We start from the raw sequence: 26,447 nt of genomic DNA, 5'->3' as shown, positions 1-26,447 counted from the left end.
CTAGAAGTACCCCTCGCGCTTGCGGTCTTCCATGGCGGCCTCGGAGAGTTTGTCGTCGGCGCGGGTGGCGCCGCGTTCGGTGAGGCGGGAGGCGGCGATCTCGGCGATGACCTTCTCGATGGTGTCGGCGTCGGAGTCGACGGCGCCGGTGCAGGACATGTCGCCGACGGTGCGGTAGCGGACCTGTCGTTTCTCGACGGTCTCGCCGTCGCCGGGTCCGCCCCAGTCGCCGGGGGTGAGCCACATGCCGGCGCGCTGGAAGACCTCGCGTTCGTGGGCGTAGTAGATCGCAGGGAGGTGGATGTCCTCGCGGGCGATGTACTGCCAGACGTCGAGTTCGGTCCAGTTGGAGAGGGGGAAGACGCGGACGTGTTCGCCGGGGGCGTGGCGGCCGTTGTAGAGGTTCCACAGTTCGGGGCGCTGGCGGCGGGGGTCCCACTGGGAGAACTCGTCGCGCAGGGAGAAGACGCGTTCCTTGGCGCGTGCTTTCTCCTCGTCACGGCGTCCGCCGCCGAAGACGGCGTCGAAGTTGTGGTGCCGGATCGTGTCGGTGAGGGGGAGGGTCTGGAGGGGGTTGCGGGTGCCGTCGGGGCGTTCCTTGAGCACGCCGCGGTCGATGTAGTCCTGGACGGAGGCGATGTGCAGGCGCAGGCGGTGTTCGGCGGCGGTGCGGTCGCGGTACTCCAGGACCTCGGGGAAGTTGTGGCCGGTGTCGACGTGCAGGAGGGCGAAGGGGACGGGGGCGGGGGCGAAGGCCTTGAGGGCGAGGTGGAGCATGACGATGGAGTCCTTGCCGCCGGAGAAGAGGATCACCGGCCGTTCGAACTCGCCCGCCACCTCGCGGAAGATGTGCACCGCCTCCGACTCCAGCGCGTCCAGATGCGACAGGGCGTACGGGCTGTCCGTACCCTCCGACGCGGTCACCACGGTCGTCGTCATGCCAGTCCCCTTTCGGTGAGCAGGGCGTGCACCGCCGCCGCGGACTCCTGGACGGTCTGGTCCTGCGACTCGACGCGCAGATCGGGCGCGACGGGCTCCTCGTACGGGTCGTCCACGCCGGTGAGCCCGGTCAGCTCGCCCGCGGCCTGCTTGGCGTACAGCCCCTTCACGTCCCGCTCGCTGCACACCTCGACCGGAGTGGCGACATGCACCTCCAGGTACGCCGTGCCGTTCTCCTGGTGGCGCTTGCGGACCGCGTCGCGGCTGTCCGCGTAGGGGGCGATGACCGGGACGAGGGCGAGCACGCCGTTGCGGGCGAGCAGCTCGGCGACGAAGCCGATGCGCTGCACATTGGTGTGCCGGTCCTCGCGGCCGAAGCCGAGGCCGGCCGAGAGGAACTCGCGGATCTCGTCGCCGTCGAGCACCTCGACGCGCCGGCCCTCCGCGCGCAGCCGGCCGGCCAGTTCGTGGGCGATGGTGGTCTTGCCGGCGCTCGGCAGACCCGTGAGCCAGACGGTGGCTCCGGTCGTCACGTGGTTCTCCTGAGTCTGAGGGGTCGTCATCCGTGCAGCCCGCACTCGGTCTTGGCGCGGCCCGCCCAGCGCCCGGCGCGCGCGTCCTCGCCCGCCAGGACCCGGCGGGTGCAGGGGGCGCAGCCGACGGAGGCGTAACCGTCCATCAGCAGGGGGTTGGTGAGGACGCCGTGCTCGGTGACGTAGGCGTCCACGTCGTCCTGGGTCCAGCGGGCGATGGGGGAGACCTTCACCTTCCGCCGCTTCTCGTCCCAGCCGACGACCGGGGTGTTCGCCCGGGTCGGGGACTCGTCGCGGCGCAGTCCGGTCGCCCACGCCAGATAGTTCGCCAGGCCCTCTTCCAGGGGCTTGACCTTGCGCAGCGCGCAGCACAGGTCCGGGTCGCGGCCGTGCAGCCCCGGCCCGTACTCGGCGTCCTGCTCGGCGACCGTCTGCTTCGGCGTGAGGGTGATGACGTTGACGTCCATCACGGCCTCCACCGCGTCCCGGGTCCCGATCGTCTCGGGGAAGTGGTAGCCGGTGTCGAGGAACACCACGTCGACGCCGGGCAGGACGCGGGAGGCGAGATGGGCGACCACCGCGTCCTCCATCGAGGAGGTCACGCAGAACCGCTTGCCGAAGGTGTCCGCGGCCCACCGGAGGATCTCCAGGGCGGAGGCGTCCTCCAGCTCACGGCCCGCCCGCTCGGCGAGCGCCTTGAGGTCGTCGGTCGTACGCACGTCCTGAGTCGCCGTCATATCTCTTCCCCTCCCGAGGGGTCGGTCCGAAGCCCCCGGGCCAGCAGCCCGAGGAACTTCAGCTGGAAGGCGCGGTTGCACGCCGCGCATTCCCAGGCGCCGTGGCCTTCCTCATGCGGACGGAGGTCCTCGTCACCGCAGTAGGGGCAGTAGAAGGGAGCGGCGCGCTCGCTCATGACAGGGCCTCCTCGGAGGCACGCGCCGCCCAGGTCGCGAACCGCTCGCCGTCCTCGCGCTCGGCCCGGTAGCGCCTGAGCACCCGCTCGATGTAGTCCGGCAGTTCGTCCGAGGTCACCTTCAGACCGCGCACCTTGCGGCCGAAGCCGGGGTCCAGGCCGAGGGCGCCGCCGAGGTGCACCTGGTAGCCCTCGACCTGCTCGCCCTCGCCGTTGACGACCAACTGGCCCTTGAGACCGATGTCCGCCACCTGGATACGGGCGCAGGCGTTGGGGCAGCCGTTGAGGTTGATGGTGAGCGGCTCGTCGAAGTCCGGCAGCCGGCGCTCCAGTTCGTCGATGAGCTGGGAGCCGCGGGCCTTGGTCTCGACGATGGCCAGCTTGCAGAACTCGATGCCGGTGCAGGCCATCGTGCCGCGCCGGAAGGTGGACGGCCGCGCGCTGAGGTCCAGCGCCTCCAGGGACTCCACCAGCGAGTCGACCTGGCCCTCCGCGACGTCGAGGACGATCATCTTCTGCTCGACGGTGGTCCGCACCCGGCCCGAGCCGTGCGCCTCCGCCACGTCCGCGATCTTGGTGAGAGTGGTGCCGTCGACCCGGCCGACGCGGGGCGCGAACCCGACGTAGTACCGGCCGTCCTTCTGCCGGTGCACGCCGATGTGGTCGCGCCAGCGGGCCACCGGCTCGTCCGGCGCCGGGCCGTCGGTCAGCTTCCGCTTCAGGTACTCGTCCTCCAGTACCTGCCGGAACTTCTCCGGGCCCCAGTCGGCGACCAGGAACTTCAGCCGGGCGCGGTTGCGCAGCCGCCGGTAGCCGTAGTCACGGAAGATCGAGATGACACCCTCGTAGACGTCGGGGACGTCCTCGATCGGCACCCAGGCGTTCAGCCGCACGCCCAGCTTGGGGTTGGTGGACAGGCCGCCGCCGACCCAGAGGTCGAAGCCGGGGCCGTGCTCGGGGTGGCGGACGCCGACGAAGGCCACGTCGTTGATCTCGTGGACCACGTCGAGGACCGGCGAGCCGGAGATCGCCGTCTTGAACTTGCGCGGCAGGTTCGAGTACGCCTTGTTGCCCAGTACCCGGCGCTTGATCTCCTCCAGGGCCGGGGTGCCGTCGATGATCTCGTCCTCGGCGATACCCGCGACCGGGGAGCCGATCATCACGCGGGGCGTGTCGCCGCACGCGGTGACGGTGGACAGGCCGACGCCCTCCAGCCGGTTCCAGATCTCGGGCACGTCCTCGATCCGGATCCAGTGGTACTGGACGTTCTGCCGGTCGGTGATGTCGGCGGTGCCGCGGGCGAACTCCTGGGAGATCTCGCCGATCACCCGGAGCTGAGCCGTGGTCAACGCCCCGCCGTCGACGCGGACCCGGAGCATGAAGTACTCGTCGTCCAGTTCCTCCGGCTCCAGGACGGCCGTCTTGCCGCCGTCGATGCCGGGCCGGCGCTGGGTGTACAGGCCCCACCAGCGCATCCGGCCGCGCAGGTCGTTGGGGTCGATCGAGTCGAAGCCCCGCTTGGAGTAGATCGTCTCAATACGTGTCCGTACGTTGAGACCGTCGTCGTCCTTCTTGAACTGTTCGTTGCCGTTGAGCGGGGTGAAGTGACCCGCGGCCCACTGACCCTCGCCGCGGTGACGGCTCACCTTGCGGCGGGGAGTCGTGGCGGCAGGCTCGGGCGGGGTGGCGGCCATCGTGGACACGTCCTTCAAGACAGGCGGAATACGGCTCTGACCTGCGCGTGCGGGCGCATGGGCATGGACGCGCGTCGTCGCGCGGAGGATTCAGGCGAAGGGGAGGACCGGTTCTGCTGGAGTGATCTCAGCGCGCCGGACAGATGGCGCTGGACATGCGGCCGAGGTCGACGTGGCGTCGACTCACCAAGGCGGTTCCAGTTCCAGGCATGACGGAAGCGTGGCACGGCGATCTGAACACAGTCCAGCTTCATCCGGAATGTGGACACCCTTGTCTCGCACCGCGAGACAAGGGTGTCCTGGGTCACACCGGCGCGTTCTGGTCGTTTCGCCGCAGGTCAAGCGGGAAAGGCGCCGGGCCACGGCCCGGGGGCCGCGACCTCCTGCTCCTCCTCGACCCTGGTGTCGAACAGCCGGAAGCCGCGCCGCTGGTAGTTGTCCATCGCGTGCTCCCCGTCCTTGCTGCACGTGTGCAGCCAGACCCGCTTGGTCGGCGCCAGTCCCGGCCACCGCCCGGCGAGGTCCCAGGCGCGGGCGGTGGCGTACGACAGCAGGTGGCCGCCGATACGGCGGCCCCGGAAGGCCGGGATGAGGCCGAAGTACTCGATCTCCACCGTGCCGTCCTCCCCCGCGACCAGTTCCGCGTACCCGGCGGGCGTGCCGCGCTCGTGGGCCACCCAGGTCTCCACGCCCGGCCGCGCCAGGTGCTCCCGCCAGCGCGCGTACGGCCACCCCAGCCGGTCGGTCCAGCGGACGTCGCCGCCGACCGCGGTGTAGAGGAAGCGGCTGAACTCGGGGGAGGGCACCTCGGCGCGGACGATCCGGACGTCCCCCGCCGGGGCGTCGGACGGCAGCAGGTCGGTCGGGGCCGTCTGCTCCAGGGACCAGGTGGTCACGGGGATGGTGGTCATGCGGGCCAGGGAATCACCCGGCCGCCCGCCGTGTCGACGCCGGCCGGGGCTGACCGGCCCGGGGCGGACCGTCAGCCCAGCGCGTCCCGGACGGCCGCCAGGGGCACCGCGAACAGCGCCCGGTCCGACTGCGACCACACCTCCGCGGTGTCCGGCGCGTACGACAGCGACCCCGCCTCGGCGCTCCAGCAGTACTGCGAGCGGTCGGCGCCGCACTCGGTGGCCCGCGCCCCGCCGGTGTCCGCCCGCCACAGCGTGCCGCGTCCCTCCGCGGTGCCGACGGTGCCGCCCAGGTACCACTGCGAGCGCGTCGTCCCGGGCTCGCGGTGCGCCAGCACGCCCCGGATGCCGCGCGCCCGGGTCGCGTACGCCTCGCGCACCCCGGTCCGTCCGGCGGCGTCCGTCGCGGGCAGGCCGGCGCGGCCCGGGTCGGTGCTGAACGGGTAACGCCACAAGCGGGAGACCCGGTCCGCGCCGGCCCGCACCGACTCGCCCGCGACCAGGCTGTCCGGCGCCGTGGAGCGGTCCAGGGAGAGCACCTCGGGGCGGGCGGCGCCAGGAGCGGCGGACGCCCGGTACGAGGCGACGGCGGGCAGCACATAGGGGTGGCCGTGGGCCGCCCAGCCGCCGGGCACCCGGCCCACGGCGTCGCCGTCGGCGGTGGCGCGCTGGATGCGGTGCAGGTCGTAGACGTAAAGCGCGTTGCGGTCCTTCGGGCCGGCGGTGACCAGCAGCTTGTCCTGGTACCAGACCATGCCGGTGACCGGCGAGGCCAGCGCCCGGTAGTCCCGGCCGCCGTCGACCGGCAGGACGAGCAGCGCCGAGGTGTAGGCCGGGTGGCCGGAGCCGTCGGGGGCGGCGGCGCCGGCGTCGACGAAGGAGACCCGGGCCAGCAGCCGGCCGGTGGCCGGGTCCTCCCGGGACCAGGCCGAGAGGATCACCCGGTCGTCGCCCCAGCGGCCGTCGTCGTCCGCGTCCGCCGAGGTGGTCACGGCCCCCGGGGACCAGCCGCCGGTGTCGGCGCGGTCCCAGCAGTAGGCGCGGGCCGCGGCGGGCTCCTTCGGCAGGGACTCGCGCTCGGCGTCCGTGCAGTCGTCCGAGGGGCGCAGGGCGTGGTCGGCGGAGGCGAGGACGGTGCCGACGCCCACCGTGCCGCCCATCGACGCGGAGAGCCGGCCCAGCCAGCGCCGCGGGACCTGCCGCTCGGTCAGGTCCAGGCGGGCGGTGTCGGCGGCGGCCGTCAGCTGCTTCAGCCCGCCGGGTCCGTCGGTGACCTTCGCCTGCGAGGCGCTGATCATCGTGGCGGCGGCCGTCAGGGCCAGGGCCGCGCCGGCCAGGGTCGCGCGCAGTGCCCTGCCCCGTCTGCGCCGACGGTGTCTGCCGCGATGCGTCATAGAACAACAACCTCCACAGGCAGCGGAACCAACTGCGCCCGTCGGATCGAGCGTTGACCGGGAGACAGGAGGGACGGCCCGGGCAGCGACTCTACGACAGACGGCACGCTCCGGGGGTGCGGGTCCCGTAAAAGAGTGGAAGAAACCCCGTCCGCGCCCCCTCCGTCCACCGTCCGGGGCACACTCCGCCCCCCTCGGGGCACACTCCGCGCCACCGTCCGGGGTGCGTCCGCCGCTCAGCGCGCGGTCGCCGGGCGGCGGTGTTCCGTGACCGCCGGGGCGGTGGAGTGGGGGAGCAGGTCACGGGGGTCGTCCGGCAGCAGCACCTCCACCTCCGCCTCCTCGCAGAAACGATACGGCCGGTGTGCCAGCAGCCCCCCGAGATACCGCCGTACCCGGGACAGCTCGGCCCGGACGGTCACCGTGCGGGCCGGGTCGCCGAACATGTCCGCGGCCAGGCCCGCGGCGCTGCGCCCGCCGCGGTGGACGGCGAGCAGATAGAGCAGTTCGGCGTGGCGGGGGCTCAGTTCATGGGTCCAGGCGCCCGCGCCGCCGCTCACCCGCACCGACCAGTTGCGCCGCTGGCTCAGGTCCAGCTCGACCCGGGTGACGCCCCGCGCCGCGGGTTCCCCGGTGGCCCGCACCAGCCAGCCGTCGCCCAGCGGCTCCACCGCGCACGGTCCCAGTGCCGGCAGCCGGCGCTCGCCGGCCGCGAGGGACTTGGGCAGTGCGATCCGCTCGGTGTACGGCATCCCGGTCACCGCCGCCGTCCACCCGTCCCGGTCCACCACCAGCGCCCGTCCGCCGGTCCGGGCGAGGACCGGCGCCGCCACCGCGCGCAGCCGCTCCAGCGACCGCGTGTGCAGCTCGCGCAGCCGGGCCTCGGCGAGCTTGGCCACCGCGCCGACCCAGGCGAGGGTCGCCGGGTGCGTCGTCTCCAGCGGCCCGCTGACGTCGACCACTCCGAGCAGCCGCCCGTCGCGCGGGTCGGTGATCGGCGCGCCGGCGCACGTCCAGGTGGCGTGCGAGCGGACGAAGTGCTCGGCGGCGAACACCTGTACGGGCCGACGGATCACCGCCGGGGTGCCGACGCCGTTGGTCCCGACGACGTCCTCCCGCCAGTCCGCGCCGAGTTCGAAGCCGAGCCCGTCGGCCTTGCGCAGCACCCGCGGACTGCCCTCCCGCCACAGCACCCGGCCCTCGTCGTCCGCGACGACCATGATGTGCTGGACGACGTCCACCGACGACAGCAGCCCCTCGCGCAGCACCGGCAGCACGTGCCGCAGCGCCGACGCCTCCCGCCGGCGCTCCACCTCCTCCCGGGAGAGCAGACCCGCCCGCACGTCGTGGTCCGGGTCGACGCCGCTGCGCAGCATCCGCTCCCAGGACCGCTCGATCACCGGGCGCGGAGCCGCCGGGGCCCGCTCACCGGAGAGCCTCGCGGACCGCACCGCGTCGAGCACGCGCGCCGCGTGCGCCGCGTCCACGGCCGCCACCTGCGTCGCATCCATCGGTGAGGGCGTCATCGGTCTGCGTCCTCTCGGGAGGTGGGTGGGAGGAGGGGCCCGCACAGCGTCCGGCGGATGCGTCTCATTCTGACCGCTTGCCCCCGCCCGAGGGGCACAGTCCGCGCACAGCGGGCGGGTAACTTGCAACCCTCTGCAACCCTGGTGGAGCGCCCGCGCGGTGAACCAGACTTGTCCCGCGCCGCCTTGGGCGGCGTACGCGCCCTGGAACGGGCGGGAGCGCGGGGGTGGTGCCGTGTCGGCGCGGCACCACCCCCGTTCGCGCCCCGCGTGCGACCGTCCGGATCAAGCCACCGGCCGGGCCCGCTCCACCACGGACGCCAGGTCCAGGGTCGCGGGCAGCGTGCCGAACGCCGCGCCTCCGTCGCCGCCGAGCCGTCCCGCGCAGAACGCGTCGGCGACCTCCGGCGGCGCGTACCGCACCAGCAGCGCCCCCTGGAGCACCAGCGCCAGCCGCTCCGCCAGCCGCCGCGCCCGCGCCTCGGCGTGCGACAGGTCGGCCAGGTCGGTCAGCAGGTCCCGGATCGCGGCGTCCAGCCGGCGGTCGGCGCCGCGCGCCCCGCCGACCTCGGTCAGATACGCGTCCAGCGCCGCCGGCTCCCGGGTCAGCGCCCGCAGCACGTCCAGCGCCTGCACGTTCCCGGCGCCCTCCCAGATCGAGTTCAGCGGCGACTCGCGCACCAGCCGGGGCATCCCCGACTCCTCGACGTACCCGTTGCCGCCCAGGCACTCGGCGGCCTCCACCGCCAGCGGGGCGCAGCGCTTGGTCACCCAGTACTTGGCGGCCGGCACCGCCAGCCGCAGCAGCGCACGCTCCCGTTCGTCACCGGCCTCCGCGGCGTCCTGGGCCGCCGCGAGCCGCAGGCCGAGCGTCGTCGCCGCCTCCGATTCCACGGCGAGATCGGCCAGCACATTGCGCATCAACGGCTGGTCGATGAGTTTCCTGCCGAACGCCTCCCGGTACGCCGTGTGGTGCGCGGCCTGCGCGACGGCCTGCCGCATCAGCCCGGCCGAGCCCAGCACGCAGTCCAGGCGGGTCGCCGCCACCATCCCGATGATGGTCCGCACCCCGCGGCCCTCCTCGCCGACCCGGCGGGCCCAGGTCCCCGCGAACTCCACCTCGGCGGAGGCGTTGGACCGGTTGCCCAGCTTGTCCTTCAGCCGCTGGATCAGGAACACGTTGCGACCGCCGTCCGCCAGTACCCGCGGCACCAGGAAGCAGGTCAGGCCGCCCGGCGCCTGCGCCAGCACCAGGAACCCGTCCGACATGGGCGCCGAGCAGAACCACTTGTGCCCGGTCAGCTCGTATGTCCCCGCCTCGGCCAGCGGCCGGGCGGCGGTGGTGTTCGCCCGGACGTCGCTGCCGCCCTGCTTCTCCGTCATTCCCATCCCGAACAGCACGCCGGCCTTCAGGTGCGCGGGCCGTGCCTCCCGGTCGTAGACCGTGGAGGTCAGCCGCGGCTCCCACTCGGCGGCCAGCGCCGGGTCGGTGCGCAGGGCGGGCACCGCGGCGTGCGTCATCGACAACGGGCAGGTGGTGCCCGCCTCGACCTGCGTCCACAGCAGGAACGCGGCGGCCCGCCGGACGTGTCCGCCGGGCCGGGACCAGGCGGCGGTCAGCCCCGCCGCGACGCCCTTGCCGAGCAGCCGGTGCCAGGCCGGGTGGAAGTCGACCTGGTCGACGCGGTGGCCGTACCGGTCGTGGCTGCGCAGCACCGGCGGCTCTCCTTCGGCCTGCGCGGCCCACTCCTGGACCTGCGCCGAACCGCAGCTGCGGCCGAGGCCGGACAGTTCCGCGGCCGCCTCCTCGCGCAGTTCGGCGGGCAGGTGCCGGGCGACCGCCTCGGTCAGGGCCCGGTCGGTGGCGAAGACGTCGTACCCGACGAGCGGCGTGGCCTGGTTCGTCACGGTGTGGGTGCTGCCTGTCATGGGGTGCAACCTACCCGCGCCGCCGCCCGCCGTGCCTCGCCGTGTCCGCCGGGCGGACCGCGGGATGAGGGGCGGCGCGCGCGGCGGATACCTTTAGGTCGTGCAGCCAGCAAGTGAATCCCCCGAGCGGCCGTCCGGACGGCTCCACCGCGCCCGTGCGCTCTACCGCAACGTCTCCAAGCGCAGGACCGCCTGGCTGCTTCTGAAGGACACCGTCAACTCCTGCATGGAGTACCGCATCCTCGGCCTGGCCGCCGAGGCGGCGTTCTTCACCCTGCTGTCGGTGCCGCCGCTGCTGCTCAGCCTCCTCGGCCTGCTCGGCTACGTGGACCTGTGGATCGGCGCCGACACCACCGACAGCCTGCGCGCCAACATCCTCGACGCCTCCCGCGCGGTCCTCTCCGAGCGGGGCGTCAAGGAGATCACCGAGCCGATCCTCGCGGACGTGATGAAGGGCGGCCGGCCCGACGTCATCTCCCTCGGCTTCCTGCTCGCGCTCTGGTCGGGCTCCCGCGCGGTGAACGTCTTCATCGACACCATCACCGTGATGTACGGCCTCGACGGCGTCCGGGGCATCGTGAAGACCCGGCTGCTGTCGTTCGGGCTGTTCATCGTGGCGCTGCTGATCGGCTCGGTGGCGCTGCCGCTGATGGTGGCGGGCCCGGACGCGGTGGTGCGGATCGTGCCGTGGTCGACGACGGTCGTGCAGGTGCTGTACTGGCCGGTCGTGCTGGTCCTGTCGGTGGTCTTCCTGACCACGCTCTACCACGTGTCGGTGCCGGTGCGCTCGCCCTGGATCGAGGACGTCCCCGGTTCGCTGGTCGCCCTCGCCATGTGGGTCCTCGGCAGCTTCCTGCTCCGCATCTACCTCACCAGCACGGTCGAGGGCCCCACCATCTACGGTTCCCTCGCCGCGCCGGTCGCCGTCCTGCTGTGGATCGGCGTGTCCGCGTTCGCGGTGCTGGTCGGGGCGGCGGTCAACGCGGCCATCGACCGGGTCTGGCCGGCCGCCGCCACCGCCGCCGCCCGTGAGGCCAACGAGCGCATCCGCCAGGCCCAGGTCGCCGAGTACGTCGCCCGCACCGCCGCGGCGGGCGAGGCGGACCCCGACATGCCCTCGGAGTTCCCCGAGCGCTGGTCCCGCTTCCTCCCCCCGGAGGACGTGACCTCCCGGCTGCGCGCCCACACCAAGGGCGGCGCGTCGTCGGAGAAGTGGGACGGGCCGTCGCAGTAGTCCGGCGGCCGGGGCTTTCCCCGTAAGGGGCTCCGGGGCCGGTGCGAACGCCGTGCAGTGGCCGGCATTTCGGTATCCGGGTGCCCACGGGGAGAGCAGCATGTGGACCGCCCGCACGGCGCGGGACGACGGCGGGCGCATCGCCACCGACGGCCTCAGGGGCTGGCCGGGCCGTCAGCGGGACCTGCGTGGTCGCGTGAAGCGGGAGCCGGCGGGGGGCGCCCACGCCGGGCACCATGGGCACGGCCACCGAACCGATCACCGGGCTGCTGGCGCCGGGAGGCGTGGCCACCGTCCTGGCCGCGGCGGTCGTCACCTGGGTGCGGAACCGCACCGGGAGCCGGACCGTCAGCGTCGTCCGGCCCGACGGCACGGAGGTCACGGTGACCCCGGACCGGGTGAAGGGCCTCACCGCCGAGCAGACGGGTGAACCCGCCCAGCGGATCGCACGGCAACCCGGGCCGGGGGAGCAGCGGCCGCCGGAGCGCCCGGACCAGCAGGACCCGGAGAGCAGGCAGCCCCTTGAGCCGTCGGCCGCTGAGCCGCGGCAGTCCTCCGCGGGGTCGCGGACAGCGCGGACGCGGCAGGCACCGGAGATCCCGCACGCCCCCGTGCCGCCGCGGCCCTCCGGGCAGGCGCCGACAGCACGGCCGCGGTCATGCGGTCACCGCAGGCGGCGCCCGACCGGCCGGTCTTGAAGGAATCGGACGCGGTGACCGGGCTGTTGCGGTGTCACAGCCCTGTGCGGGTCCCTACGCGGACACGACGCGGCGGGCGTCGCCCGGAGTCCCCGAGGGCACCCGGGCTCACACGGAAACGTGAGCGGCACCGATCCAAGGAGCGACCATGCGCGCCAAGAAGTCCACCCTCCTCGCCGTCGCCTTCGCCGCCGGCCTCTCCCTCACCGCCTGCCAGAGCGACGACACGGCGTCCACGGATGCCGGCGGCAGCGCGGCGGCCCCCGTCGGCGACAGCGGCACCACCACCCCGGACCCGGGCACGGAGACCTCCGCTCCCGCCACCTCCACGTCCCCGGAGTCCGGCGCGAACGCGGACTCGGGCGTCGGGACCTGCTCCGCCGACCAGCTCGCCCTGAGCCAGAACCACGGCATGGGCGAGGGCGACATCCTCGTCCACCTGAAGAACACCGGTGACGTGAGCTGCCGGCTGAAGGGCTTCCCCGGCGTCGACCTGAAGGGCGCGGACGGCACCGTGAGCGCCGACCGCAGCGACCTGGCCGCCCCGCTGGTCACCGTCGCCCCGGGCGACGAGGCCCGCTTCACGCTGCACTACACCCCGAACCTCTCCGGCGGCAGCGGCGTCACCTACACCACGATGGTCGTCACCCCGCCGAACGAGACCCACTCCCTCTCCGTCCCGGTCACCGTGAACGTCGCCGCCACCGACAGCCCCGGCGCCACGGTGAGCGTGGACCCGGTGGGGACCGGCAAGTAGGGCGTACGGGGCAACTGACGGTGCGTCAAGGCGGTGCCGGTGCCCCCGGACGGACCGGCGCGCGGGCCGGCTTCGACGACGGCCCGCGCGAGGTGCCGGCGCACCCCGCCGGGGCGCCCCCGGCGGGGTGCGCGCGGGCTCCCACGGGCAGGACGGCCCCGGCGGACGCTCAACCGCCCGCCGGTGCCGCCGAGCTCGCCCGGCGCACCAGCCGGGTCGACAGTTCCGTGCGGGTGCTCTCCGGGCGGGCGCCGTCCATCATGCGCAGCAGCAGCCGCAGCGCCGTCGCCGACATCTCCGCCAGCGGCCGGCGGACCGTGGTCAGCGCCGGTGTCGCCCAGCGCGCCTCGGGCAGGTCGTCGAACCCGACCACGCTCACGTCCTCCGGCACCCGCAGCCCCCGCTCGGCCAGGGCCTCGTACGCCCCGAGCGCCATCGCGTCCGAGCAGACGAAGACGGCCGTCGGCGGCACCGGTAGCGCCAGCAGTTCCCGCATCCGCAGCCGGGCCGCCGCCCGGTCGAAGCCCGCGTGCCGGACGTACTCGGCGCGGTGCGCCACCCCCGCCGCCGCCAGCGCCGACCGATACCCCGCGACCCGCGTCCCGCTCACCGCCGCCCCCGGGTCCCCGGCGATCACCGCGATCCGCTCGTGCCCCAGCCCCAGCAGGTGCTCGGTCGCCGTCACCCCGCCCTGCCAGTTCGCCGCGCCCACCGACACCACGCCGGCCGGCGGCTCGGCCACCGGATCGATCAGCACGAACGGCACCCGGTGCCGCGCCAGCCACGCGTACTGCGCCCCGGTCAGCTCCGCCAGGTCGAACAGCACCCCGGACGAGCCCCGCGCCCGCAGCTTCTCCAGCCAGCCGCCGCGCTCCGCGGCCCCGCCCCGGGCCCGCTCCAGCCCGGCCGACACCACGACCTCAAGACCCGCGTCGTACGCCGCCTCCTCGACCCCGTGCAGCACCGCGCCCGAACCGGAGTCCGTCAGCGAGTGCACCACCAGGTCCACCATCCGGGGCCTGCGCACCGCGTCGAACCGGGGCCGGCGGACGTACCCGAGGCGGTCCAGCGCCTCCGAGACCCGGCGCCGCGTCTCGGGCGCCACGTCCTCGCGCCCGTTGACCACCTTGGACGCGGTCGGCACCGACACCCCCGCCTCCCGCGCCACCACCGCCAGTGTCGGTCCGGCCGCCGTGCTCGCACGCGCCGTACGGACCATGGGGCACCCACCTCCGAGGCCGAGGCTGTAGAAAGCGCTTCCTAAGCGCCCCCAATGTAGATCGCCCCGACCCCTGCGGGAAGACCCCGGGTCGGCCCGGATGGCCACCGGCCCGGTCCCCTCCGGGCGGCATACCGGCGCCCGGTGCGGGGTCGCGTCGCCGCGGAACCTAGTGCGCCAGGCGCAGGAAGGCGGTCCAGGCTTCGGGGGTGACGGTGAGGTGGGGGGTGGTGGGGGTTTTGGAGTCGCGGATGTGGATCACGGAACGCTCGTGGGCCACCTCCACGCAGTTGCCGCCCTCGTCGCCGCTGTGGCTCGACTTGCACCAGACGTGGGCGACCTCCAGGCACTGGCCACCTTCGCTGCCGCTGTAGCTGGACTTGAACCACTCGAGTGCGGTGCCGCTCATGCTTCTCCCGAAAGGCGATCCAACAGGTCCCGCGTGTCCTCGGTGTTGAGGGCTTGCGTTCGCAGCATCGCATACTTCTGAGTGAGCACCCCTACCCCGTTGGGGTCTGCGATCAAATGGCTTCCGCGCTGGGCCTCCATGTACGCGATCCGCTGGTGGTCGGGGGTTTCGAAGAGGACGAAAGGGCCGTCGAGACCGGCGTGCGTGGTGCGGCCCAGAGGCAGGATCTGGAAGCTGACGCAGGGCAGATCCGCGTACTCGCGCAGCTTCTGCACCTGTTCCATGAACACGTCCTGGCCCGGTCGAACTCCCCACCCGTGCGCGTACGTTCACCCGCGCGCGCCCGTACGAACCATCCGTACGGGATCGCGCACTGTCTCATCATGGGCACACAGCGTGACCATCGTCACGTGAACAGCGAAACTCCACCCGGGCCACGCGCCCGGTTCTACCGTCGTGAACGCCAGTCCGTGCCCGCCGCGCGGGCGTTCACGTTCCGCGCGCTCGCCGACTGGGGCGTACGCGGGCGCGCGGACGACGTACTGCTCTGTGTCAGCGAACTGGCGACCAACGCCCTGCTGCACGGCGTTCCGCCGGGCCGCGGCTTTCTGCTGCGGCTGCTGCCGTACGGCGACCGCGCCGGCCTGCGGATCGAGGTGCACGACAGCGGGGACGGCGTTCCGGCGCTGCGGGAACCGGACGAGGGCGGGCGCGGGCTGCTGCTGGTGTCGGTGCTGGCCGACAAGTGGGGGGTCGAGGACCGCGTCCCCGGCAAGATCGTGTGGTGCGAGCTGGAGCTGACCCGGGGGCGCGCAACCGCCGGGACACGCCCCCGTGAGCGCCCCTGATCAATCCCGTAGGGCCTCGGCGACGGCGGCGGGCGCCTCCAGGGGCAGCAGGTGGCCGACGCCGGGGACGATCGTCAGGGTGGCCTGCGGGACATACGGCAGGAGATGGGACCGCAGCACCTCCGGCGGTTCCACCACGTCGTGCTCCCCGGCCAGTACCGTCACCGGCACCTCGATGTCCCGTGCGGCGGCGGTGATGTCCTCGGCGATCCCCCGCAGCGGCCACTCCCGCCGCGCCTCCGCACCGGCGGCGAGGCTGTCCCGTACGGCCGTCGCCCGCACGTCGTCCGGCAGTGGCGCGGCGGTGAGCACCTGCCCGAGCGCGTGCGCCACCGACTCCGGCGAGTCGTAGGCGTGGGAGAGGCCCTGCCGGTACTCCTCGGTCACCGCGGGGGCCGGCCGCGGCGGGGCCGGGGCGACCAGCACCAGCCCGGCCAGTCCGGCCGGCCGGCGTGCCGCGAGCAGCTGGCTCGCCTTGCCGCCCATGGAGTGCCCCACCAGCACGTACGGCCGCCCCGCCAGGCACCCGTCCACGACCCGCGCGAGATCGTCGGCGAGCCGCTGGAGGCCGTACGGCCCCGGCAGGTCCCGCGACCGGCCCCAGCCGCGCTGGTCGTAGCGGACCGTGGCCCGCCCGGCCGGCAGCTGGGCCAGGACGCCGTCCCAGGTGCCGGCGGAGCCGCCCCAGTAGTGGAGGAACACCAGCGCGGGACCGTCGCCGCCGTTCACCCGCACGTCCAGGGACCCGCCCTCGACCTCGACCCGGGTTGTCGTTTCCGTCATCGTCATGCCTTCCCTTGCGTCTGCCCGCCTGTAGGGCAGGTCTTCGACGCTAGGTGGCGCGGCATGCGCGGCGTGGCGATGAGGGACACTGGGATTGTGGAAAACGGACACGATCGCGGCGGTGGCGTACGGCAACTGCGCTATGCGCCGGCCGTGGGATCGGCGTACGGCGTGGAGGTGCTCGACTTCGCCGCGCTGCGCCGGATGGACCCCGAGCGCCGCCGGGTCCGGCCGCAGCGCCCCGACTTCCACGTCCTCGCCCTGGTCGGTTCGGGCACCGGCGCCCATGAGGCGGACTTCCGGGACCACGCGCTGACGGCGGGCAGCGTGGTGTGGATCAGGCCGGGCATGGTGCACCGCTGGAGCGACGTCGACACCTGCGACGGCCCGCTCGTCCTCTTCCGTCCCGGCTTCCTGCCCGGCTTCACCGCTGCGGAGGCGGCCACCCCGGCCGGCTGGGACCTGGACGGCCCGCGCCTCTGTCTCGCCCTGCTCGCCGCCGACCACCTCCGCCGCGAGCACGACGCGGCGGTGACCGGCCCGGCCCTGGGCTCGCCCGCGCTCCTCGCGCACCTGCTGGCGGCCCTGCTCCTGCGGGTGCTGCCCGCCCCGCCCGCCCCCGTGGCACCGGCCGGCGGTCCCACCGCCGTCTTCCGTGCCTACCGTGCCGCCGTGGAGGCCCACTTCGCCACATGGCACCAGGTGGCCGACTACGCCCGCGCGCTGGGCTATGACGTGCGCACCCTCACCCGCGCCACCCGCGCCGCCACCGGCACCGGCGCCAAGGCATTCCTCGACCAGCGCGTCCTGCTGGAGGCCAAACGCCTGCTCGCCCACACCGACCTCCCGGTCGGCGCCTGCGCCCGCCGCCTGGGCTTTCCGGACACCGGCAACTTCACCACCTTCTTCCGCCGGCAGACCGGCCGGCCGCCGGGGGCCTGGCGCGCGGACCGGCGGTCGACGGCGGCCTTGCAGGAGGGCGCCTGACGCCTCGCTCGCCAGGTGCTCAAGCCCGTGGTCCCGGCCCGAGCGGCGTACCGGCCCCGTCCGCCCCGGTGAGCCGGGCGGTCAGCCGCGACAGCAGGGCGACGCACTCGCGCAGCCGCCGCCGCTCCTCGGGGCTGAAGGTGTCCTGGATGGCGGCGTCCACCGCGTGGGCCCGCCGGGCGCGTTCCTCCCTCAGCCGGGCCCGGCCGGCGTCGGTGATGTGTACCAGGAGCTTGCGGCCGTCACTCGGGTGCGGCTCGGTGCGCGCCAGCCCGGCGCCGGTCAGGTCCTTCACGGACTTGGCCGCCGACTGGTGCGTGACTCCGCGCCGGTGGGCGAGGTCGGCCGTGGTGAGAGGGCCGCCCCGGTCGAGGAAGCCGAGGACGGCCGCCTCCCCGGGCGACATGGTGTCCACGATCCGGACGGCCCGGACCAGCTCCCCGATCGACTGCCGCAGTTCCTCGGCCAGCGTGTCCTCGTCCATGGCCCCAGCTTAGGTAGCTCCGAGAGCCCACTTGCACAATTCAGTTGTACAGTTTAGTTGTGTAGCTTAGTTGTGCAGTTGTGCAGTTGTGCGGTTGTGCGGTTGTGCGGTTCGGCTGTGGGTTTCTCGAACGAAGGGCGTCATGTCATGCGACTCACCAAGTACGGTCACGCCTGTGTCCGCGTCGAGCGGGACGGCCGCCGCCTGGTCGTCGACCCCGGCGGTCTGACCGACCCGGCGGCCCTGGACGGCGCGGAGGCCGTCCTGGTCACCCACGAACACTTCGACCACTTCTCCGAGGAGACCCTGCGCCGCGCCGCCGAGGACAACCCGGCCCTGCGCGTCTGGGCCTGCTCCTCCGTGGCCCGGCAGCTCGACGGGCTCGGCGGCCGGGTCACCGCCGTGGGGGAGGGCGAGGCGTTCGAGGCGGCCGGCTTCGACGTGCGGGTCCACGGCACCTGGCACGCGCCCCTCCATCCCGACATCCCCCGCGTGCCCAACGTCGGCTTCCTCGTCGACGGCACCCTCTTCCACCCCGGAGACGCCCTCACCGTCCCCGGCAGCCCCGTCGACACCCTGCTGCTCCCGGTGCACGCCCCCTGGTCCACCATCGGCCACCTGATCGACTACGTCCGCGAGATCGCCCCGCGCGACGCCTACGCCGTCCACGACGGCGCCCTCAACGGCACCGGCACCGCGATGGTCGGCGGCTTCCTGGGCGACCGGGGCCCCGGCACCGGCGCGGCGTACCACCGGCTGGCGGCGGGGGAGTCGGTGGAGATCGGGTCACCGCGGAACTGAGGCCACCGCGACCTACGGAGCCGGAGCCAGCGCCCGCGCCACCCCGCCGATCGCCGCCGGCCCCACCCGGCAGCACCCGCCGATCAGCCGGGCCCCGGCCGCCCGCCAGCCCCGTACCCGCTCCGCGTCGAACGCGGCCGGGCCGGTCCAGGTCCGGGCGGTGGCGTCCCACGTCTCACCGCTGTTCGGGTAGGCCACGACCGGCTTGCCCGTCACCCGGGCCGCGACCGCGACCGCGTGGTCCACGTCCGCCGGGACGCAGCAGTTCACACCGACCGCGATGATCTCCGGCGCGTCCGCCACCAGCGCGAACGCCTCCTCCAGCGGCTGACCGGCCCGCGTCCGGCCGCCCGCCACGGTGTACGACAGCCAGGCCGGCACCCCGAGACCGCGCACCGCCCGCAGCAGCGCCGCCGCCTCGTCGGCGTCCGGGACCGTCTCCAGCGCGAGGACGTCCGGCCGGGCGGCGGCCAGCACCTCCAGGCGGGGGCGGTGGAACCGCTCCAGCTCCGCGACGGTGAGCCCGTAGCGGCCCCGGTACTCCGAGCCGTCGGCGAGCATCGCCCCATAGGGGCCCGCCGACGCCGCCACCCACAGCGGGCGGGCGGCGCCGGACCCGCGGGCGGCCGTACGGGCCAGTTCCACACTGAGCGCCATCAGCCCGGCCGCCCGCTCCCGGCCGGTACCGCGCGCCGCGAACCCCTCGAAGGTCGCCTGGTAACTCGCCGTGATCGCCACGTCCGCGCCCGCCTCGTAGTACGCGCGGTGCGCGTCGACGACCGCCTCGGGACACTCGTCGAGCAGCCGGGCCGACCACAGCGCGTCGCTCAGGTCGTGCCCGGCGGCCTCCAACTGGTTGGACAGGCCGCCGTCGAGGACGAGGGGCCGCGCGGCGAGGGCGTCGGCCAGGTCGGTGGACATGCCTGTGACGCTAACCGACGACGCGCGGGCGGTGCCGGTCGGCGGTCGAGCGGGGGCCGCACCCCGTGGGCGCCTCGTACGGCGCCCGGCGCAGGGTCCTGCGATGCTGGAGGGAGGAACGCGCGGACCTGTACGAGGAACGACCGGACAGACGGAACGACCGGGCGGTGGACGATGTGCCGTTGGCTTGCGTACTCGGGCTCCCCGATCCTGCTGGAGAACATGATCTACAAGCCGGCGCACTCGCTGATCGACCAGAGCCTGCACGCCAAGATGGGCGTCGAGACGACCAACGGCGACGGGTTCGGCGTCGGCTGGTACGGGACGTCCGGCACGGACGACGGGGGCCCGGCCGTCGTCCGGGAGATCGGCCCCGCCTGGAGCAACCGCAACCTGCGCGAGCTGGCCGGCCACGTCCGCTCGCACCTGTTCTTCGCCCACATCCGCGCCTCGACGGGCTCCGCCGTCCAGCAGACCAACTGCCACCCGTTCCGGCACGGCCGCTGGATGTGGATGCACAACGGGGCGATCGCCGAGTTCCCGCGCGTACGCCGTGATCTGCTGCTGGCCGTCGACCCGGAGCTGTTCCTGCACATCGAGGGCTCCACCGACTCCGAGGTGATGTTCTACCTGGCGCTCACCTTCGGTCTGGAACAGGACCCGCCGGGCGCGGTCGCGCGGATGGCCGGCCTGGTGGAGGAGGTCGGCCGGGCGCACGGCGTGGAGCACCCGCTGCAGATGACGGTCGCCACCACCGACGGGCAGTCCCTCTGGGCGTTCCGCTACTCGACCCAGCGGGCGTCCCGCTCCCTCTTCTACAGCACCCGCGTCGAAGCCCTCCGCGCCCTCCATCCGGACCTCGCCTTCCTCCGTGACGCCTCCGACGACACCCGCCTCGTCGTCTCCGAACCCCTCGGCGACCTGCCCGGCATGTGGAACGAGGTCCCGGAGAGCACCTACGGGGTGGTACGGCCGGGAGGCGGGGAACGGCTCCCGTTCGCACCGCGGGTGCCGTGACGGGCCCTGCCGCCGAAGGCCGGCTCCGTCGTCGCCCGGTCGCCGGCCCACGTGCCCCGATCGGCCTTCGGCCTTTCGGTTCATGACCGGCGACAGGTCACCGGACCGGTTCGGTGCGCATCGTCCGCGTGCCCGGCGCCGTCAGCAGCGCGAGCTTCTCGGCGGTGCCGGTGCCGGTGCGCGGGGGGAACCAGAGCAGTCGCTGGCGGCCGTCCTCGCTGAAGAGGTTGAGGCAGTCGAGGTCGAGCAGGCCGACGGCGGGGTGGATGATCCGCTTGCGCTCGTTCCTGCGTACCTCCACGTCCTGGTCGGCCCAGAGGGTCCGGAACTCCGGCGAGCGCCGCAGCAGTTCGTCCACCAGTTCGGCCGCCTCGGTGTCGCCGGGGCGGCGGCGCCCGACCGCCGCGCGCAGGTCGGCGACGAACGAGCGGGACTGCGGGGCGTGGTCCTCCAGCGGGTAGATCCGCCGCGCGGCCGGGTCGGTGAACCACCGGTGGATGAAGCTCGCCGCGCGGCCGCGGTGCGCGGACAGGTCGCCGAGCATCGCGAGGGCGAGCGGGTTCTGGACCAGAACGGTGTGCAGGTCGGTGCTCACCATCGCCGGGGTCCCGCCGATGCGGGTCAGCAGGTCGAGCATGGCCGGGTAGACGTGTGACGCCGACCCGCCCCGGTGCGGGACCGGGCGGTTCGCCAGCCGGTGCAGATGGTCGCGTTCGTCACGGCTGAGGCGCAGGGCACGGGCGAGCGCGGCGAGCATCTGGTCGGAGGGCTGCGAGCCGGCACCGCGCTCCAGCTCGGTGTAGTACTCCACCGAGGCGCCGGCCAGGACGGCGACCTCGTCGCGCCGCAGACCGGGGACGCGGCGCCGCGGGCCGGGCACGAGCCCGACCTCCTCGGGGCGGAGCCGCTCGCGTCGTGAACGCAGGAAGCGACCGAGTTCCGCGTACCTCGTGTTCGACATGGGCACAGCTTCCCCGGGCCGCGCCGCCGGCGCCAGAGGATGCCGTCCCCACCTTCGCCGCAGGCGGGCGGCCGGCCCGGTCCTCGCGGCGTCCCGGCCGCCCGTGCGCCGCCCAGGCGGTCGTCACGAACCTCGCACGTGACGCCGCCTGCCAGGGGACGGCGTCCCCACCTTCGGCGGCAACTGCCGCGGGCCCGCGCCGCGCTCCAGAGTGGACGCCATGAACACCGCACTCACTGACACACAGACCGGCCCCGGCGCCTCGCCGGCCGCGGGAAGGACGGTGCTGATCACCGGCGGCACGAGCGGGATCGGCGCCGCGACCGCCCGGCTCCTGCTCGGACGCGGCCACCGGGTCGCCGTCACCGGACGCGACCCCGGCCGGCTCAGGACCTTCCTCGGCGAAGCCGGCCACCCGGACCGCGTCCTCGGCCTGGTGGCGGACGCCTCCGACCGGGATGCCACGGACACCGCGGTCGCCCGCACCGTGGAACGCTTCGGGGCGCTCGACGCGGCGATCGCGAACGCGGGCAGCGCGTCCGCGGACCACTTCCGGGCGGGCGGTGCCGGCGTCGTCGACGACGGTGATCCGGAGCTGTGGGCGCCGATGGTGCTCACCAACGTGCTCGGCCCGGCCCTGCTGGCCAAGGCCGCCCTGCCCCACCTGGAGCAGTCCCGCGGCCGGCTGGTGCTCATCGGCAGCGTGGCCGGGATCAAGAACAGTCCGGGCAACCTCTACTCCGCCACCAAGTGGGCCGTGGTCGGTTTCGCCGAGAACCTCCGCCTGCACGCCACGACCCGCGGCGTCGGCGTCACGGTCGTGAACCCCGGCATGATCGACACCGCGTTCTGGCACGGCCAGGCGCCCCCCGTCGCGATGGGCCCGGACGCGGTGGCCGAGGCGATCGGGTTCGCGCTCGACCAGCCGGCCGGCGTCGACCTCAACACGGTGACGATCCGCCCGGTCGGCCAGCCCGTCTGACGCCGGAGGGCGGCGTGCCCGGGGCGCGGTCGGCCCCGCCCGGTCACGACAAGGAGGCGGCCCTGGCGGCGGTCGACGCGGCGATCGCCGGCTTGCGGGCGTCCGCCTACACCGCCGGCACCGTGCTGCGCGTCGACGGGGGGATCGGAGAACTCGCGTACTGGCGCCGCGCCGCCCCGGCCGGGGGGCGAGCCGGTCGCACGCGCGGACACTTCGGCCGGGACCGAACCGACCGGTGCCTACCGTTGCGGACATGGAACACACGCACCCGCGCACCCCCGCCGAAGCCGTCGTCCACACCGTCGACCACGTCCTCGCGCTCGCCGCCACCTGGACCCGCTGGGACGGCACGCCCGCTCATGCCGACGGCCGGGTCTACACGCCGCACAAGGCGGTCCGCCGGGTCGCCGACCATCTCGTCGACCACCTCGCCGAGCTGGAGGACCGGCTCGCCGGGCGCGATCCGCTGCCCGACCGCTGGCACGCGTCCGGCAGTACCACCGAGGCGGACCTCGCGCGCTTCACCGACGAGGATCTCGACGAGGCCCGCAGCCGGCTCACCCGGCTCGCCCGCGTCTGGGCGAACCGGCTCGACGCGCTCACCGACGAGCAGCTCGACCACTCGCCCGGCGAGGGCTGGAGCTTCCGCGAACTCGCCCGGCACCTCACGGAGTCCGTCTACTACGCCGACGCCGTGGGTGATCTGTCGCGCACGCCCCGTTGACCTCACCCCGGCACCCCCCTACCGTGTCGGCGTTCGTCATGTCAGATGACGTCCGCGATACCGAACGGGGAGCGGAGATGCTCGGTGTGAGGCAGGGGACGCGGGTGTACACGGGCCGGGTGAGGCGTTCGGGAAGGCCATGGGCGGCCGTCGCGGCGGTGGCCGTCGTGCTGGCGGGCGGGGCCGGCGTGCCCGCCGAGGCGCGCGAAGGACGGCCCCCCTCGGGCGTGGAGCGGTGCGCCGCCGGCACCTGTCACTTCGACGTCGGGCCGGGCACGTACGACGTCCAGGTGCTGCTCGGCGGCGACGCGTCCTCCCGTACGGCGATCAGCGGGGAGACCCGGCGGGCCCTGCTGCCGGAGACGGCGGTGGCGGCGGGGGAGCGGGCGGTCCGCTCCTTCACCGTGGACGTGCGCACGCCGGAGGGTGAGCCCGCCGGGCCGGACGGCACCCCCGGCCTCGACCTGGTCGTCGGCGGGCCGGCGCCCGCCCTGGCCGGCATCCGGGTGACCCCGGCCCGGCACGCCCGGCAGCTCCTCCTCGTCGGCGACTCCACCGTCTGCGACCAGCCGGGCGAGCCGTACACCGGCTGGGGGCAGCGGCTGCCGCAGTACCTGCGCAAGGGGCTGTCCGTCGCCAATCACGCCGACTCCGGGGAGAGCACGGTCAGTTACCTGGCCGACCCGCGGATGTGGGCCACGGTCCGGCCGCTGATCCGGCCCGGCGACCTGGTGCTGATCCAGCTCGCCCACAACGACAAGACGACCGACGAGGCCACCTACCGGGACAACCTGCGCACCCTGGTCGACGCGGCACGGGCCGAGGGCGGGCGGCCCGTGCTCGTCACGCCGGTCGTGCGGCGCTGGTTCAACGCCGACGGGACCCTCGACAACGGCACCGCCCTCCTCGTCAACGGCCTCGGCGTCGACCACCCCGCCGTGATCCGGTCGCTCGCCGCCGAGGAGGACGTGCCGCTGATCGACCTCACCGCCCGGACCAAGGCGCTCGTCGAGTCCCTCGGCGTCGAGGAGTCCAAGGCGCTCTACCTCACCGACGAGAAGCGCGACAACACCCACACCTCGGCGTACGGCGCCACCCTTTACGCCGGTCTGGTCCGGGACGCCCTGCGCGATCTGGGTCTCGTGCCCCGGGGACTCATCCGGCGGTGATCCGCAGCACGCCCGTGACGGTGCCCTGGAGGTAGGCGCCGTCGGGGGTGATCGTCCCGGCCATCTGCAAGGTGTCGTAGAGGGAACCGACGCCGACGCGGGCGCTGCGCACCACCGTGCCGGTGGCCGGGTCGATCTCCGCGTACCGGTAGGGGTCGAGCAGGCTCGTGCCCCCGGTGCCCGGGACCAGCGGATCGCGGAGCACCGTACGGAGCAGGCCGTCGGCGGTGGACAGCTTCGGGACGGCGGCGGAGCGCAGCGTGTTGTCCCAGACCAGGGAGCAGCCCGAGCCGTCGGCGGCCACGTCCACCCGGGTCAGGCCGCCCGCGAAACCGGCGCTCGCCGGGACGCTGTCGCCGGCGCCCTCCGGCACGGCCGGGTACGGGTAGCCGTACGTCCCGGCGACGAAGACGCTGCGGCCCGCGGCGACCGGGGAGTTCTCGCTGGCCGGCCCGGCGGCGGCGCGCAGCACCGGCACGCGGCAGATCCGCGTCCCGTCCGCCGAGCGGTACACCTCCAGGTGGGCGGCGTCGTCCGCGTTGTCGACGATGGTGACGTACTCCGTGCCCGAGACGGGGCCGAAGAAGGTCGGCGTGGAGCCGCTGCCCCAGCTCAGCAGGCCCGGCTTGCGGGCGCTGCCCCGGTCGTACGGCGCGCGCCAGGAGATCCTCGGGGTGCCGTCGGCGCCGGCGGTGAGGAGATAGGTGGCGTGGGTGGTCGTCACCGCCGTGCCCCGCGGAGCGGTCGAGATGCTGTTGGCGACGCGTTCGCCGGCCGGGAGGGTCAGCGCGCGGACGGTGCCGGTGGTGTCGTCCGCCGTGCCGACGACACCACCGCCGGTCGCGAACCAGACCCGGCCCCGCCAGTCGGGGGAGAGGCCGGTCACCGCGTCGCCCGCCGGGACGGCGGAGGCCAGGGAGAGGCTGCGGTCGACGGTCAGCTCCCAGGAGCCGTCGGCGGCCCGGTGGTGGCCCACCCGCAGCAGGCGGTTGCCGCCGTCCGCGACGACCAGCCGGTCCTCGTGGTCGAGGTAGGCGTACACGCCGCCCAGCAACGAGCCCTTGACGAGGGCCAGTTCGGCGAGGGAGGAGCCGTCGTCCGGATCGAGCAGGTGGACCGTGGGGACCTGGCCGAAGATCGGGGTGCACAGGGCGACGGGGTAGCCGTCGCCCCCGGCCAGCACGGTCGGGCAGGCCGAGGCGAGCGCGGTCCGCTTCGCACCGAGGGTGCCGGCGCCGGGGCCGGCCAGCGGGGTGGTGTCGGAGGAACCGGTGTCGCCGTGCATGGTCGCGGTGCCGTCCGGACCCGCGTACGGATTGTGCGGCGGCACGGGGGTGAAGTCGCCGGCGGCGTGCGCGGTGGCCGGGGTGAGGGCGAGGGCGAGGGCGGCCAGGAAGGTCACGGCGGTGTGCCGGTACGGTCTGCGGCGGCGCGCGGGGGTGCGGGGCATGGCGGAGGAGTCCTCTCCGGGACGGGTGGACCTGCGGGACGAGAACGGACACGGACGCGACAACGGACGGGGACGTGGAAACGGGCACGGGCACGGGCACGGGCATGGGGCATGGGCACGGGCACCGGCATGGGGCACGGGCAGGGGCACGCGGCCAGGGCCCACGGCGCGCGCGTACGCGCGCGGGAGGGGCGATGCCGTCGCGGCAGGAAGGGCGCGCGGCTCAGCGGCCGTCGCGACAGAGGGCGCCGGCCGTGCGCGCGAAGTCGACGTGGCGTCGTCGCGTGAGGGTCCGGCGGCAGGTCATGCGGCGATCGAACCAGAGCGGCTGACGCACGGTCAAGAAGGTGTCCGGCGTACGGTCACGCGTCCCGCGGGCGCCCGGTCACGACCCGGTGGGCCAGTTCACCAGCGCCACGTGCAGCGCCTCGACCGCCGTGTCCCAGGACGCCTCCACCGACCGGGGATCGTGGAAGCCGCCGGCCGCCTCCAGCGCGCAGTACCCGTGGAACGTACTGCGCAGCAGCCGTACGGCGTCGGTGAGATCCGGCTCGGCGAGACCGTAGGCGCGGAGCATGCCGTAGGTGATGTCGGCGGTGCGGCGCAGCGCGGGGGAGCCGGCCGCCGGCGCCGGGTCGACGCGGGTCTGGGTGGCGGCGTAGCGCCCCGGATGCTCCCGCGCGTACGCCCGGTACGCCCCGGCGAAGGCGGTCAGCGCGTCCTTCCCGGCCCGCCCCGCGACCGCCGCGGCGATCCGGTCGATCAGCTCGCCGCCGGCCCGCAGCGCCATCCGGGCACGCAGTTCGCCGAGCCCGCCGACGTGCGCGTACAGACTCGCGTCCTTGACGCCGAAGCGCCGGGCCAGCGCGGACAGGGTGACGCGCTCGAACCCCACCTCGTCGGCGAGTTCGACGGCGGCGGAGACGAGGCGGTCGGTGGTGAGGCCGGCGCGGGGCATGGCCTCAATGTAGGGCACGCTCCTCCGCGATCCGCATACTCTGCGCAGGTGAGACACATGCGTATCTGCGGGGCGGCGCATTACCACACGGTCCGGCGCCCCCGCCGCGCGAAGCGGCGAGCGGACGTGTCGACTACCTCCGCCGCTCACCCCGAGGTCGTTCGAGCTTCACCTCGCGCATCGATTCTCCTCAGGCGGCCCGAGCG

Annotated in this window: 28 protein-coding genes and 2 pseudogenes; 10 read left to right on the top strand and 20 right to left on the bottom strand. The window is 74.2% G+C overall.

The window, feature by feature from the left end:
- The 10 genes from cysD to Sdagh_RS09735 form a co-directional block, all read right to left on the bottom strand.
- Entirely contained in the window at window positions 1–939 is a 939-nt protein-coding gene (gene cysD, locus Sdagh_RS09775; RefSeq protein ID WP_226534966.1) for a sulfate adenylyltransferase subunit CysD, read from the bottom strand.
- The gene (gene cysC, locus Sdagh_RS09770) at window positions 936–1,472 is read right to left on the bottom strand and encodes an adenylyl-sulfate kinase (RefSeq protein ID WP_229868310.1); all 537 of its coding nucleotides are present in this window, start codon (window positions 1,470–1,472) and stop codon (window positions 936–938) included. The genes cysD and cysC overlap by 4 nt, the downstream gene beginning before the upstream one ends.
- Before the next feature lie 26 nt (window positions 1,473–1,498).
- Window positions 1,499–2,209, bottom strand: coding sequence for a phosphoadenylyl-sulfate reductase (locus tag Sdagh_RS09765; protein ID WP_190077746.1), 711 nt, complete (start codon window positions 2,207–2,209; stop codon window positions 1,499–1,501).
- Complete coding sequence (locus Sdagh_RS09760; RefSeq protein WP_189423404.1) at window positions 2,206–2,385, bottom strand: hypothetical protein; 180 nt, start codon at window positions 2,383–2,385, stop codon at window positions 2,206–2,208. Before Sdagh_RS09760 ends, Sdagh_RS09765 begins: the two co-directional genes overlap by 4 nt.
- Entirely contained in the window at window positions 2,382–4,079 is a 1,698-nt protein-coding gene (locus Sdagh_RS09755) for a nitrite/sulfite reductase (protein ID WP_189423407.1), read from the bottom strand. Before Sdagh_RS09755 ends, Sdagh_RS09760 begins: the two co-directional genes overlap by 4 nt.
- Before the next feature lie 127 nt (window positions 4,080–4,206).
- A complete protein-coding gene (locus tag Sdagh_RS36940; RefSeq protein WP_311136957.1) occupies window positions 4,207–4,290 on the bottom strand; it encodes a putative leader peptide in 84 nt (27 codons plus the stop codon).
- 127 nt (window positions 4,291–4,417) lie between these two features.
- Window positions 4,418–4,990, bottom strand: coding sequence for a GNAT family N-acetyltransferase (locus Sdagh_RS09750; protein ID WP_189423410.1), 573 nt, complete (start codon window positions 4,988–4,990; stop codon window positions 4,418–4,420).
- A gap of 71 nt (window positions 4,991–5,061) precedes the next feature.
- Window positions 5,062–6,384: a hypothetical protein gene (locus tag Sdagh_RS09745; protein ID WP_189423412.1), complete on the bottom strand. Its 1,323-nt coding sequence runs from the start codon at window positions 6,382–6,384 to the stop codon at window positions 5,062–5,064.
- A 236-nt stretch (window positions 6,385–6,620) separates the two neighbouring features.
- Window positions 6,621–7,910, bottom strand: coding sequence for a GAF domain-containing protein (locus Sdagh_RS09740; protein ID WP_190077745.1), 1,290 nt, complete (start codon window positions 7,908–7,910; stop codon window positions 6,621–6,623).
- Window positions 7,911–8,195: 285 nt separating this feature from the next.
- Window positions 8,196–9,839, bottom strand: coding sequence for an acyl-CoA dehydrogenase family protein (locus Sdagh_RS09735; RefSeq protein ID WP_190077744.1), 1,644 nt, complete (start codon window positions 9,837–9,839; stop codon window positions 8,196–8,198).
- 100 nt (window positions 9,840–9,939) lie between these two features.
- Here Sdagh_RS09735 and Sdagh_RS09730 point away from each other — a divergent pair, with 100 nt between their 5' ends.
- From Sdagh_RS09730 to Sdagh_RS09720, 3 genes and pseudogenes are all read left to right on the top strand, one after another.
- Window positions 9,940–11,073, top strand: a complete 1,134-nt coding sequence (locus Sdagh_RS09730; RefSeq protein ID WP_189423432.1) for a YihY/virulence factor BrkB family protein — start codon at window positions 9,940–9,942, stop codon at window positions 11,071–11,073.
- Between the two features lie 224 nt (window positions 11,074–11,297).
- Window positions 11,298–11,771: pseudogene (locus Sdagh_RS09725) on the top strand (effector-associated constant component EACC1); the annotation flags it as partial.
- A 148-nt stretch (window positions 11,772–11,919) separates the two neighbouring features.
- Window positions 11,920–12,528: a DUF4232 domain-containing protein gene (locus tag Sdagh_RS09720; protein WP_189423438.1), complete on the top strand. Its 609-nt coding sequence runs from the start codon at window positions 11,920–11,922 to the stop codon at window positions 12,526–12,528.
- A 169-nt stretch (window positions 12,529–12,697) separates the two neighbouring features.
- Here Sdagh_RS09720 and Sdagh_RS09715 read toward each other — a convergent pair whose 3' ends face one another.
- From Sdagh_RS09715 to Sdagh_RS09705, 3 genes and pseudogenes are all read right to left on the bottom strand, one after another.
- On the bottom strand, window positions 12,698–13,747 hold the full coding sequence (locus Sdagh_RS09715) for a LacI family DNA-binding transcriptional regulator (RefSeq protein WP_189423442.1): 1,050 nt from the start codon (window positions 13,745–13,747) through the stop codon (window positions 12,698–12,700).
- Between the two features lie 169 nt (window positions 13,748–13,916).
- On the bottom strand, window positions 13,917–14,156 hold the full coding sequence (locus Sdagh_RS09710; RefSeq protein WP_190011234.1) for a DUF397 domain-containing protein: 240 nt from the start codon (window positions 14,154–14,156) through the stop codon (window positions 13,917–13,919).
- Window positions 14,153–14,455 (bottom strand): annotated as a pseudogene (locus tag Sdagh_RS09705) (Scr1 family TA system antitoxin-like transcriptional regulator); the annotation flags it as partial. The gene Sdagh_RS09710 and the pseudogene Sdagh_RS09705, both read right to left, overlap by 4 nt.
- Window positions 14,456–14,566: 111 nt before the next feature.
- Here Sdagh_RS09705 and Sdagh_RS09700 point away from each other — a divergent pair.
- Window positions 14,567–15,004, top strand: coding sequence for an ATP-binding protein (locus tag Sdagh_RS09700; RefSeq protein WP_360019167.1), 438 nt, complete (start codon window positions 14,567–14,569; stop codon window positions 15,002–15,004).
- Here the strand turns inward: Sdagh_RS09700 and Sdagh_RS09695 are convergent, their stop codons facing one another.
- The gene (locus Sdagh_RS09695) at window positions 15,005–15,793 is read right to left on the bottom strand and encodes an alpha/beta fold hydrolase (protein WP_372478434.1); all 789 of its coding nucleotides are present in this window, start codon (window positions 15,791–15,793) and stop codon (window positions 15,005–15,007) included.
- A gap of 90 nt (window positions 15,794–15,883) precedes the next feature.
- On the opposite strand from Sdagh_RS09695, the gene Sdagh_RS09690 reads away from it, so the two are divergent.
- Window positions 15,884–16,774: a helix-turn-helix domain-containing protein gene (locus Sdagh_RS09690; protein ID WP_190077741.1), complete on the top strand. Its 891-nt coding sequence runs from the start codon at window positions 15,884–15,886 to the stop codon at window positions 16,772–16,774.
- Between the two features lie 19 nt (window positions 16,775–16,793).
- Here Sdagh_RS09690 and Sdagh_RS09685 read toward each other — a convergent pair whose 3' ends face one another.
- A complete protein-coding gene (locus Sdagh_RS09685) occupies window positions 16,794–17,258 on the bottom strand; it encodes a MarR family winged helix-turn-helix transcriptional regulator (RefSeq protein ID WP_189423457.1) in 465 nt (154 codons plus the stop codon).
- A 147-nt stretch (window positions 17,259–17,405) separates the two neighbouring features.
- On the opposite strand from Sdagh_RS09685, the gene Sdagh_RS09680 reads away from it, so the two are divergent.
- The gene (locus tag Sdagh_RS09680; protein WP_189423459.1) at window positions 17,406–18,059 is read left to right on the top strand and encodes an MBL fold metallo-hydrolase; all 654 of its coding nucleotides are present in this window, start codon (window positions 17,406–17,408) and stop codon (window positions 18,057–18,059) included.
- Window positions 18,060–18,071: 12 nt separating this feature from the next.
- Here Sdagh_RS09680 and mmuM read toward each other — a convergent pair whose 3' ends face one another.
- Window positions 18,072–18,980 (bottom strand): homocysteine S-methyltransferase, encoded by a 909-nt coding sequence (mmuM, locus tag Sdagh_RS09675; RefSeq protein WP_189423461.1) that lies wholly within the window; start codon window positions 18,978–18,980, stop codon window positions 18,072–18,074.
- Window positions 18,981–19,154: 174 nt separating this feature from the next.
- Between mmuM and Sdagh_RS09670 the strand changes: the two genes are divergently transcribed.
- Entirely contained in the window at window positions 19,155–19,997 is an 843-nt protein-coding gene (locus Sdagh_RS09670) for a class II glutamine amidotransferase (RefSeq protein ID WP_189423463.1), read from the top strand.
- Between the two features lie 97 nt (window positions 19,998–20,094).
- Here the strand turns inward: Sdagh_RS09670 and Sdagh_RS09665 are convergent, their stop codons facing one another.
- Window positions 20,095–20,958: a helix-turn-helix transcriptional regulator gene (locus Sdagh_RS09665; protein WP_189423465.1), complete on the bottom strand. Its 864-nt coding sequence runs from the start codon at window positions 20,956–20,958 to the stop codon at window positions 20,095–20,097.
- A gap of 220 nt (window positions 20,959–21,178) precedes the next feature.
- On the opposite strand from Sdagh_RS09665, the gene Sdagh_RS09660 reads away from it, so the two are divergent.
- The 3 genes from Sdagh_RS09660 (at window position 21,179) to Sdagh_RS09650 (ending at window position 23,833) form a co-directional block, all read left to right on the top strand.
- Window positions 21,179–21,940: an SDR family oxidoreductase gene (locus Sdagh_RS09660; RefSeq protein ID WP_189423467.1), complete on the top strand. Its 762-nt coding sequence runs from the start codon at window positions 21,179–21,181 to the stop codon at window positions 21,938–21,940.
- Between the two features lie 253 nt (window positions 21,941–22,193).
- Entirely contained in the window at window positions 22,194–22,664 is a 471-nt protein-coding gene (locus tag Sdagh_RS09655) for a hypothetical protein (protein WP_190077740.1), read from the top strand.
- Between the two features lie 119 nt (window positions 22,665–22,783).
- On the top strand, window positions 22,784–23,833 hold the full coding sequence (locus Sdagh_RS09650) for a rhamnogalacturonan acetylesterase (protein WP_372478433.1): 1,050 nt from the start codon (window positions 22,784–22,786) through the stop codon (window positions 23,831–23,833).
- Here the strand turns inward: Sdagh_RS09650 and Sdagh_RS09645 are convergent.
- From Sdagh_RS09645 to Sdagh_RS09640, 3 genes are all read right to left on the bottom strand, one after another.
- Window positions 23,820–25,283, bottom strand: coding sequence for a hypothetical protein (locus Sdagh_RS09645; RefSeq protein ID WP_190077739.1), 1,464 nt, complete (start codon window positions 25,281–25,283; stop codon window positions 23,820–23,822). The genes Sdagh_RS09650 and Sdagh_RS09645 overlap by 14 nt on opposite strands.
- Window positions 25,284–25,506: 223 nt before the next feature.
- Window positions 25,507–25,590: a putative leader peptide gene (locus Sdagh_RS36935; RefSeq protein WP_360019180.1), complete on the bottom strand. Its 84-nt coding sequence runs from the start codon at window positions 25,588–25,590 to the stop codon at window positions 25,507–25,509.
- Window positions 25,591–25,668: 78 nt separating this feature from the next.
- Window positions 25,669–26,241: a TetR/AcrR family transcriptional regulator gene (locus tag Sdagh_RS09640; RefSeq protein WP_189423475.1), complete on the bottom strand. Its 573-nt coding sequence runs from the start codon at window positions 26,239–26,241 to the stop codon at window positions 25,669–25,671.
- Window positions 26,242–26,447 lie beyond the last annotated feature (206 nt).

Source organism: Streptomyces daghestanicus, assembly GCF_020521275.1.
Lineage (GTDB): Bacteria > Actinomycetota > Actinomycetes > Streptomycetales > Streptomycetaceae > Streptomyces > Streptomyces griseoviridis.
Note: the sequence above shows the minus strand (reverse complement) of the source record. Positions and strands in the feature narration are given on the sequence as shown.

Coding starts and splice junctions, on each gene's coding strand:
- cysD (WP_226534966.1), bottom strand. CDS start 939: ATGACGACGACCGTGGTGACCGCGTCGGAGGGTACGGACAGCCCGTAC.
- Sdagh_RS09670 (WP_189423463.1), top strand. CDS start 19,155: ATGTGCCGTTGGCTTGCGTACTCGGGCTCCCCGATCCTGCTGGAGAAC.
- Sdagh_RS09745 (WP_189423412.1), bottom strand. CDS start 6,384: ATGACGCATCGCGGCAGACACCGTCGGCGCAGACGGGGCAGGGCACTG.
- Sdagh_RS09715 (WP_189423442.1), bottom strand. CDS start 13,747: ATGGTCCGTACGGCGCGTGCGAGCACGGCGGCCGGACCGACACTGGCG.
- Sdagh_RS09695 (WP_372478434.1), bottom strand. CDS start 15,793: ATGACGATGACGGAAACGACAACCCGGGTCGAGGTCGAGGGCGGGTCC.
- mmuM (WP_189423461.1), bottom strand. CDS start 18,980: ATGTCCACCGACCTGGCCGACGCCCTCGCCGCGCGGCCCCTCGTCCTC.
- Sdagh_RS09735 (WP_190077744.1), bottom strand. CDS start 9,839: ATGACAGGCAGCACCCACACCGTGACGAACCAGGCCACGCCGCTCGTC.
- Sdagh_RS09710 (WP_190011234.1), bottom strand. CDS start 14,156: ATGAGCGGCACCGCACTCGAGTGGTTCAAGTCCAGCTACAGCGGCAGC.
- Sdagh_RS09760 (WP_189423404.1), bottom strand. CDS start 2,385: ATGAGCGAGCGCGCCGCTCCCTTCTACTGCCCCTACTGCGGTGACGAG.
- Sdagh_RS09655 (WP_190077740.1), top strand. CDS start 22,194: ATGGAACACACGCACCCGCGCACCCCCGCCGAAGCCGTCGTCCACACC.
- Sdagh_RS36935 (WP_360019180.1), bottom strand. CDS start 25,590: ATGACCTGCCGCCGGACCCTCACGCGACGACGCCACGTCGACTTCGCG.
- Sdagh_RS09755 (WP_189423407.1), bottom strand. CDS start 4,079: ATGGCCGCCACCCCGCCCGAGCCTGCCGCCACGACTCCCCGCCGCAAG.
- Sdagh_RS09750 (WP_189423410.1), bottom strand. CDS start 4,990: ATGACCACCATCCCCGTGACCACCTGGTCCCTGGAGCAGACGGCCCCG.
- Sdagh_RS09740 (WP_190077745.1), bottom strand. CDS start 7,910: ATGACGCCCTCACCGATGGATGCGACGCAGGTGGCGGCCGTGGACGCG.
- Sdagh_RS09680 (WP_189423459.1), top strand. CDS start 17,406: ATGCGACTCACCAAGTACGGTCACGCCTGTGTCCGCGTCGAGCGGGAC.
- Sdagh_RS36940 (WP_311136957.1), bottom strand. CDS start 4,290: ATGCCTGGAACTGGAACCGCCTTGGTGAGTCGACGCCACGTCGACCTC.
- Sdagh_RS09685 (WP_189423457.1), bottom strand. CDS start 17,258: ATGGACGAGGACACGCTGGCCGAGGAACTGCGGCAGTCGATCGGGGAG.
- Sdagh_RS09660 (WP_189423467.1), top strand. CDS start 21,179: ATGAACACCGCACTCACTGACACACAGACCGGCCCCGGCGCCTCGCCG.
- Sdagh_RS09645 (WP_190077739.1), bottom strand. CDS start 25,283: ATGCCCCGCACCCCCGCGCGCCGCCGCAGACCGTACCGGCACACCGCC.
- Sdagh_RS09640 (WP_189423475.1), bottom strand. CDS start 26,241: ATGCCCCGCGCCGGCCTCACCACCGACCGCCTCGTCTCCGCCGCCGTC.
- Sdagh_RS09765 (WP_190077746.1), bottom strand. CDS start 2,209: ATGACGGCGACTCAGGACGTGCGTACGACCGACGACCTCAAGGCGCTC.
- Sdagh_RS09720 (WP_189423438.1), top strand. CDS start 11,920: ATGCGCGCCAAGAAGTCCACCCTCCTCGCCGTCGCCTTCGCCGCCGGC.
- Sdagh_RS09665 (WP_189423465.1), bottom strand. CDS start 20,958: ATGTCGAACACGAGGTACGCGGAACTCGGTCGCTTCCTGCGTTCACGA.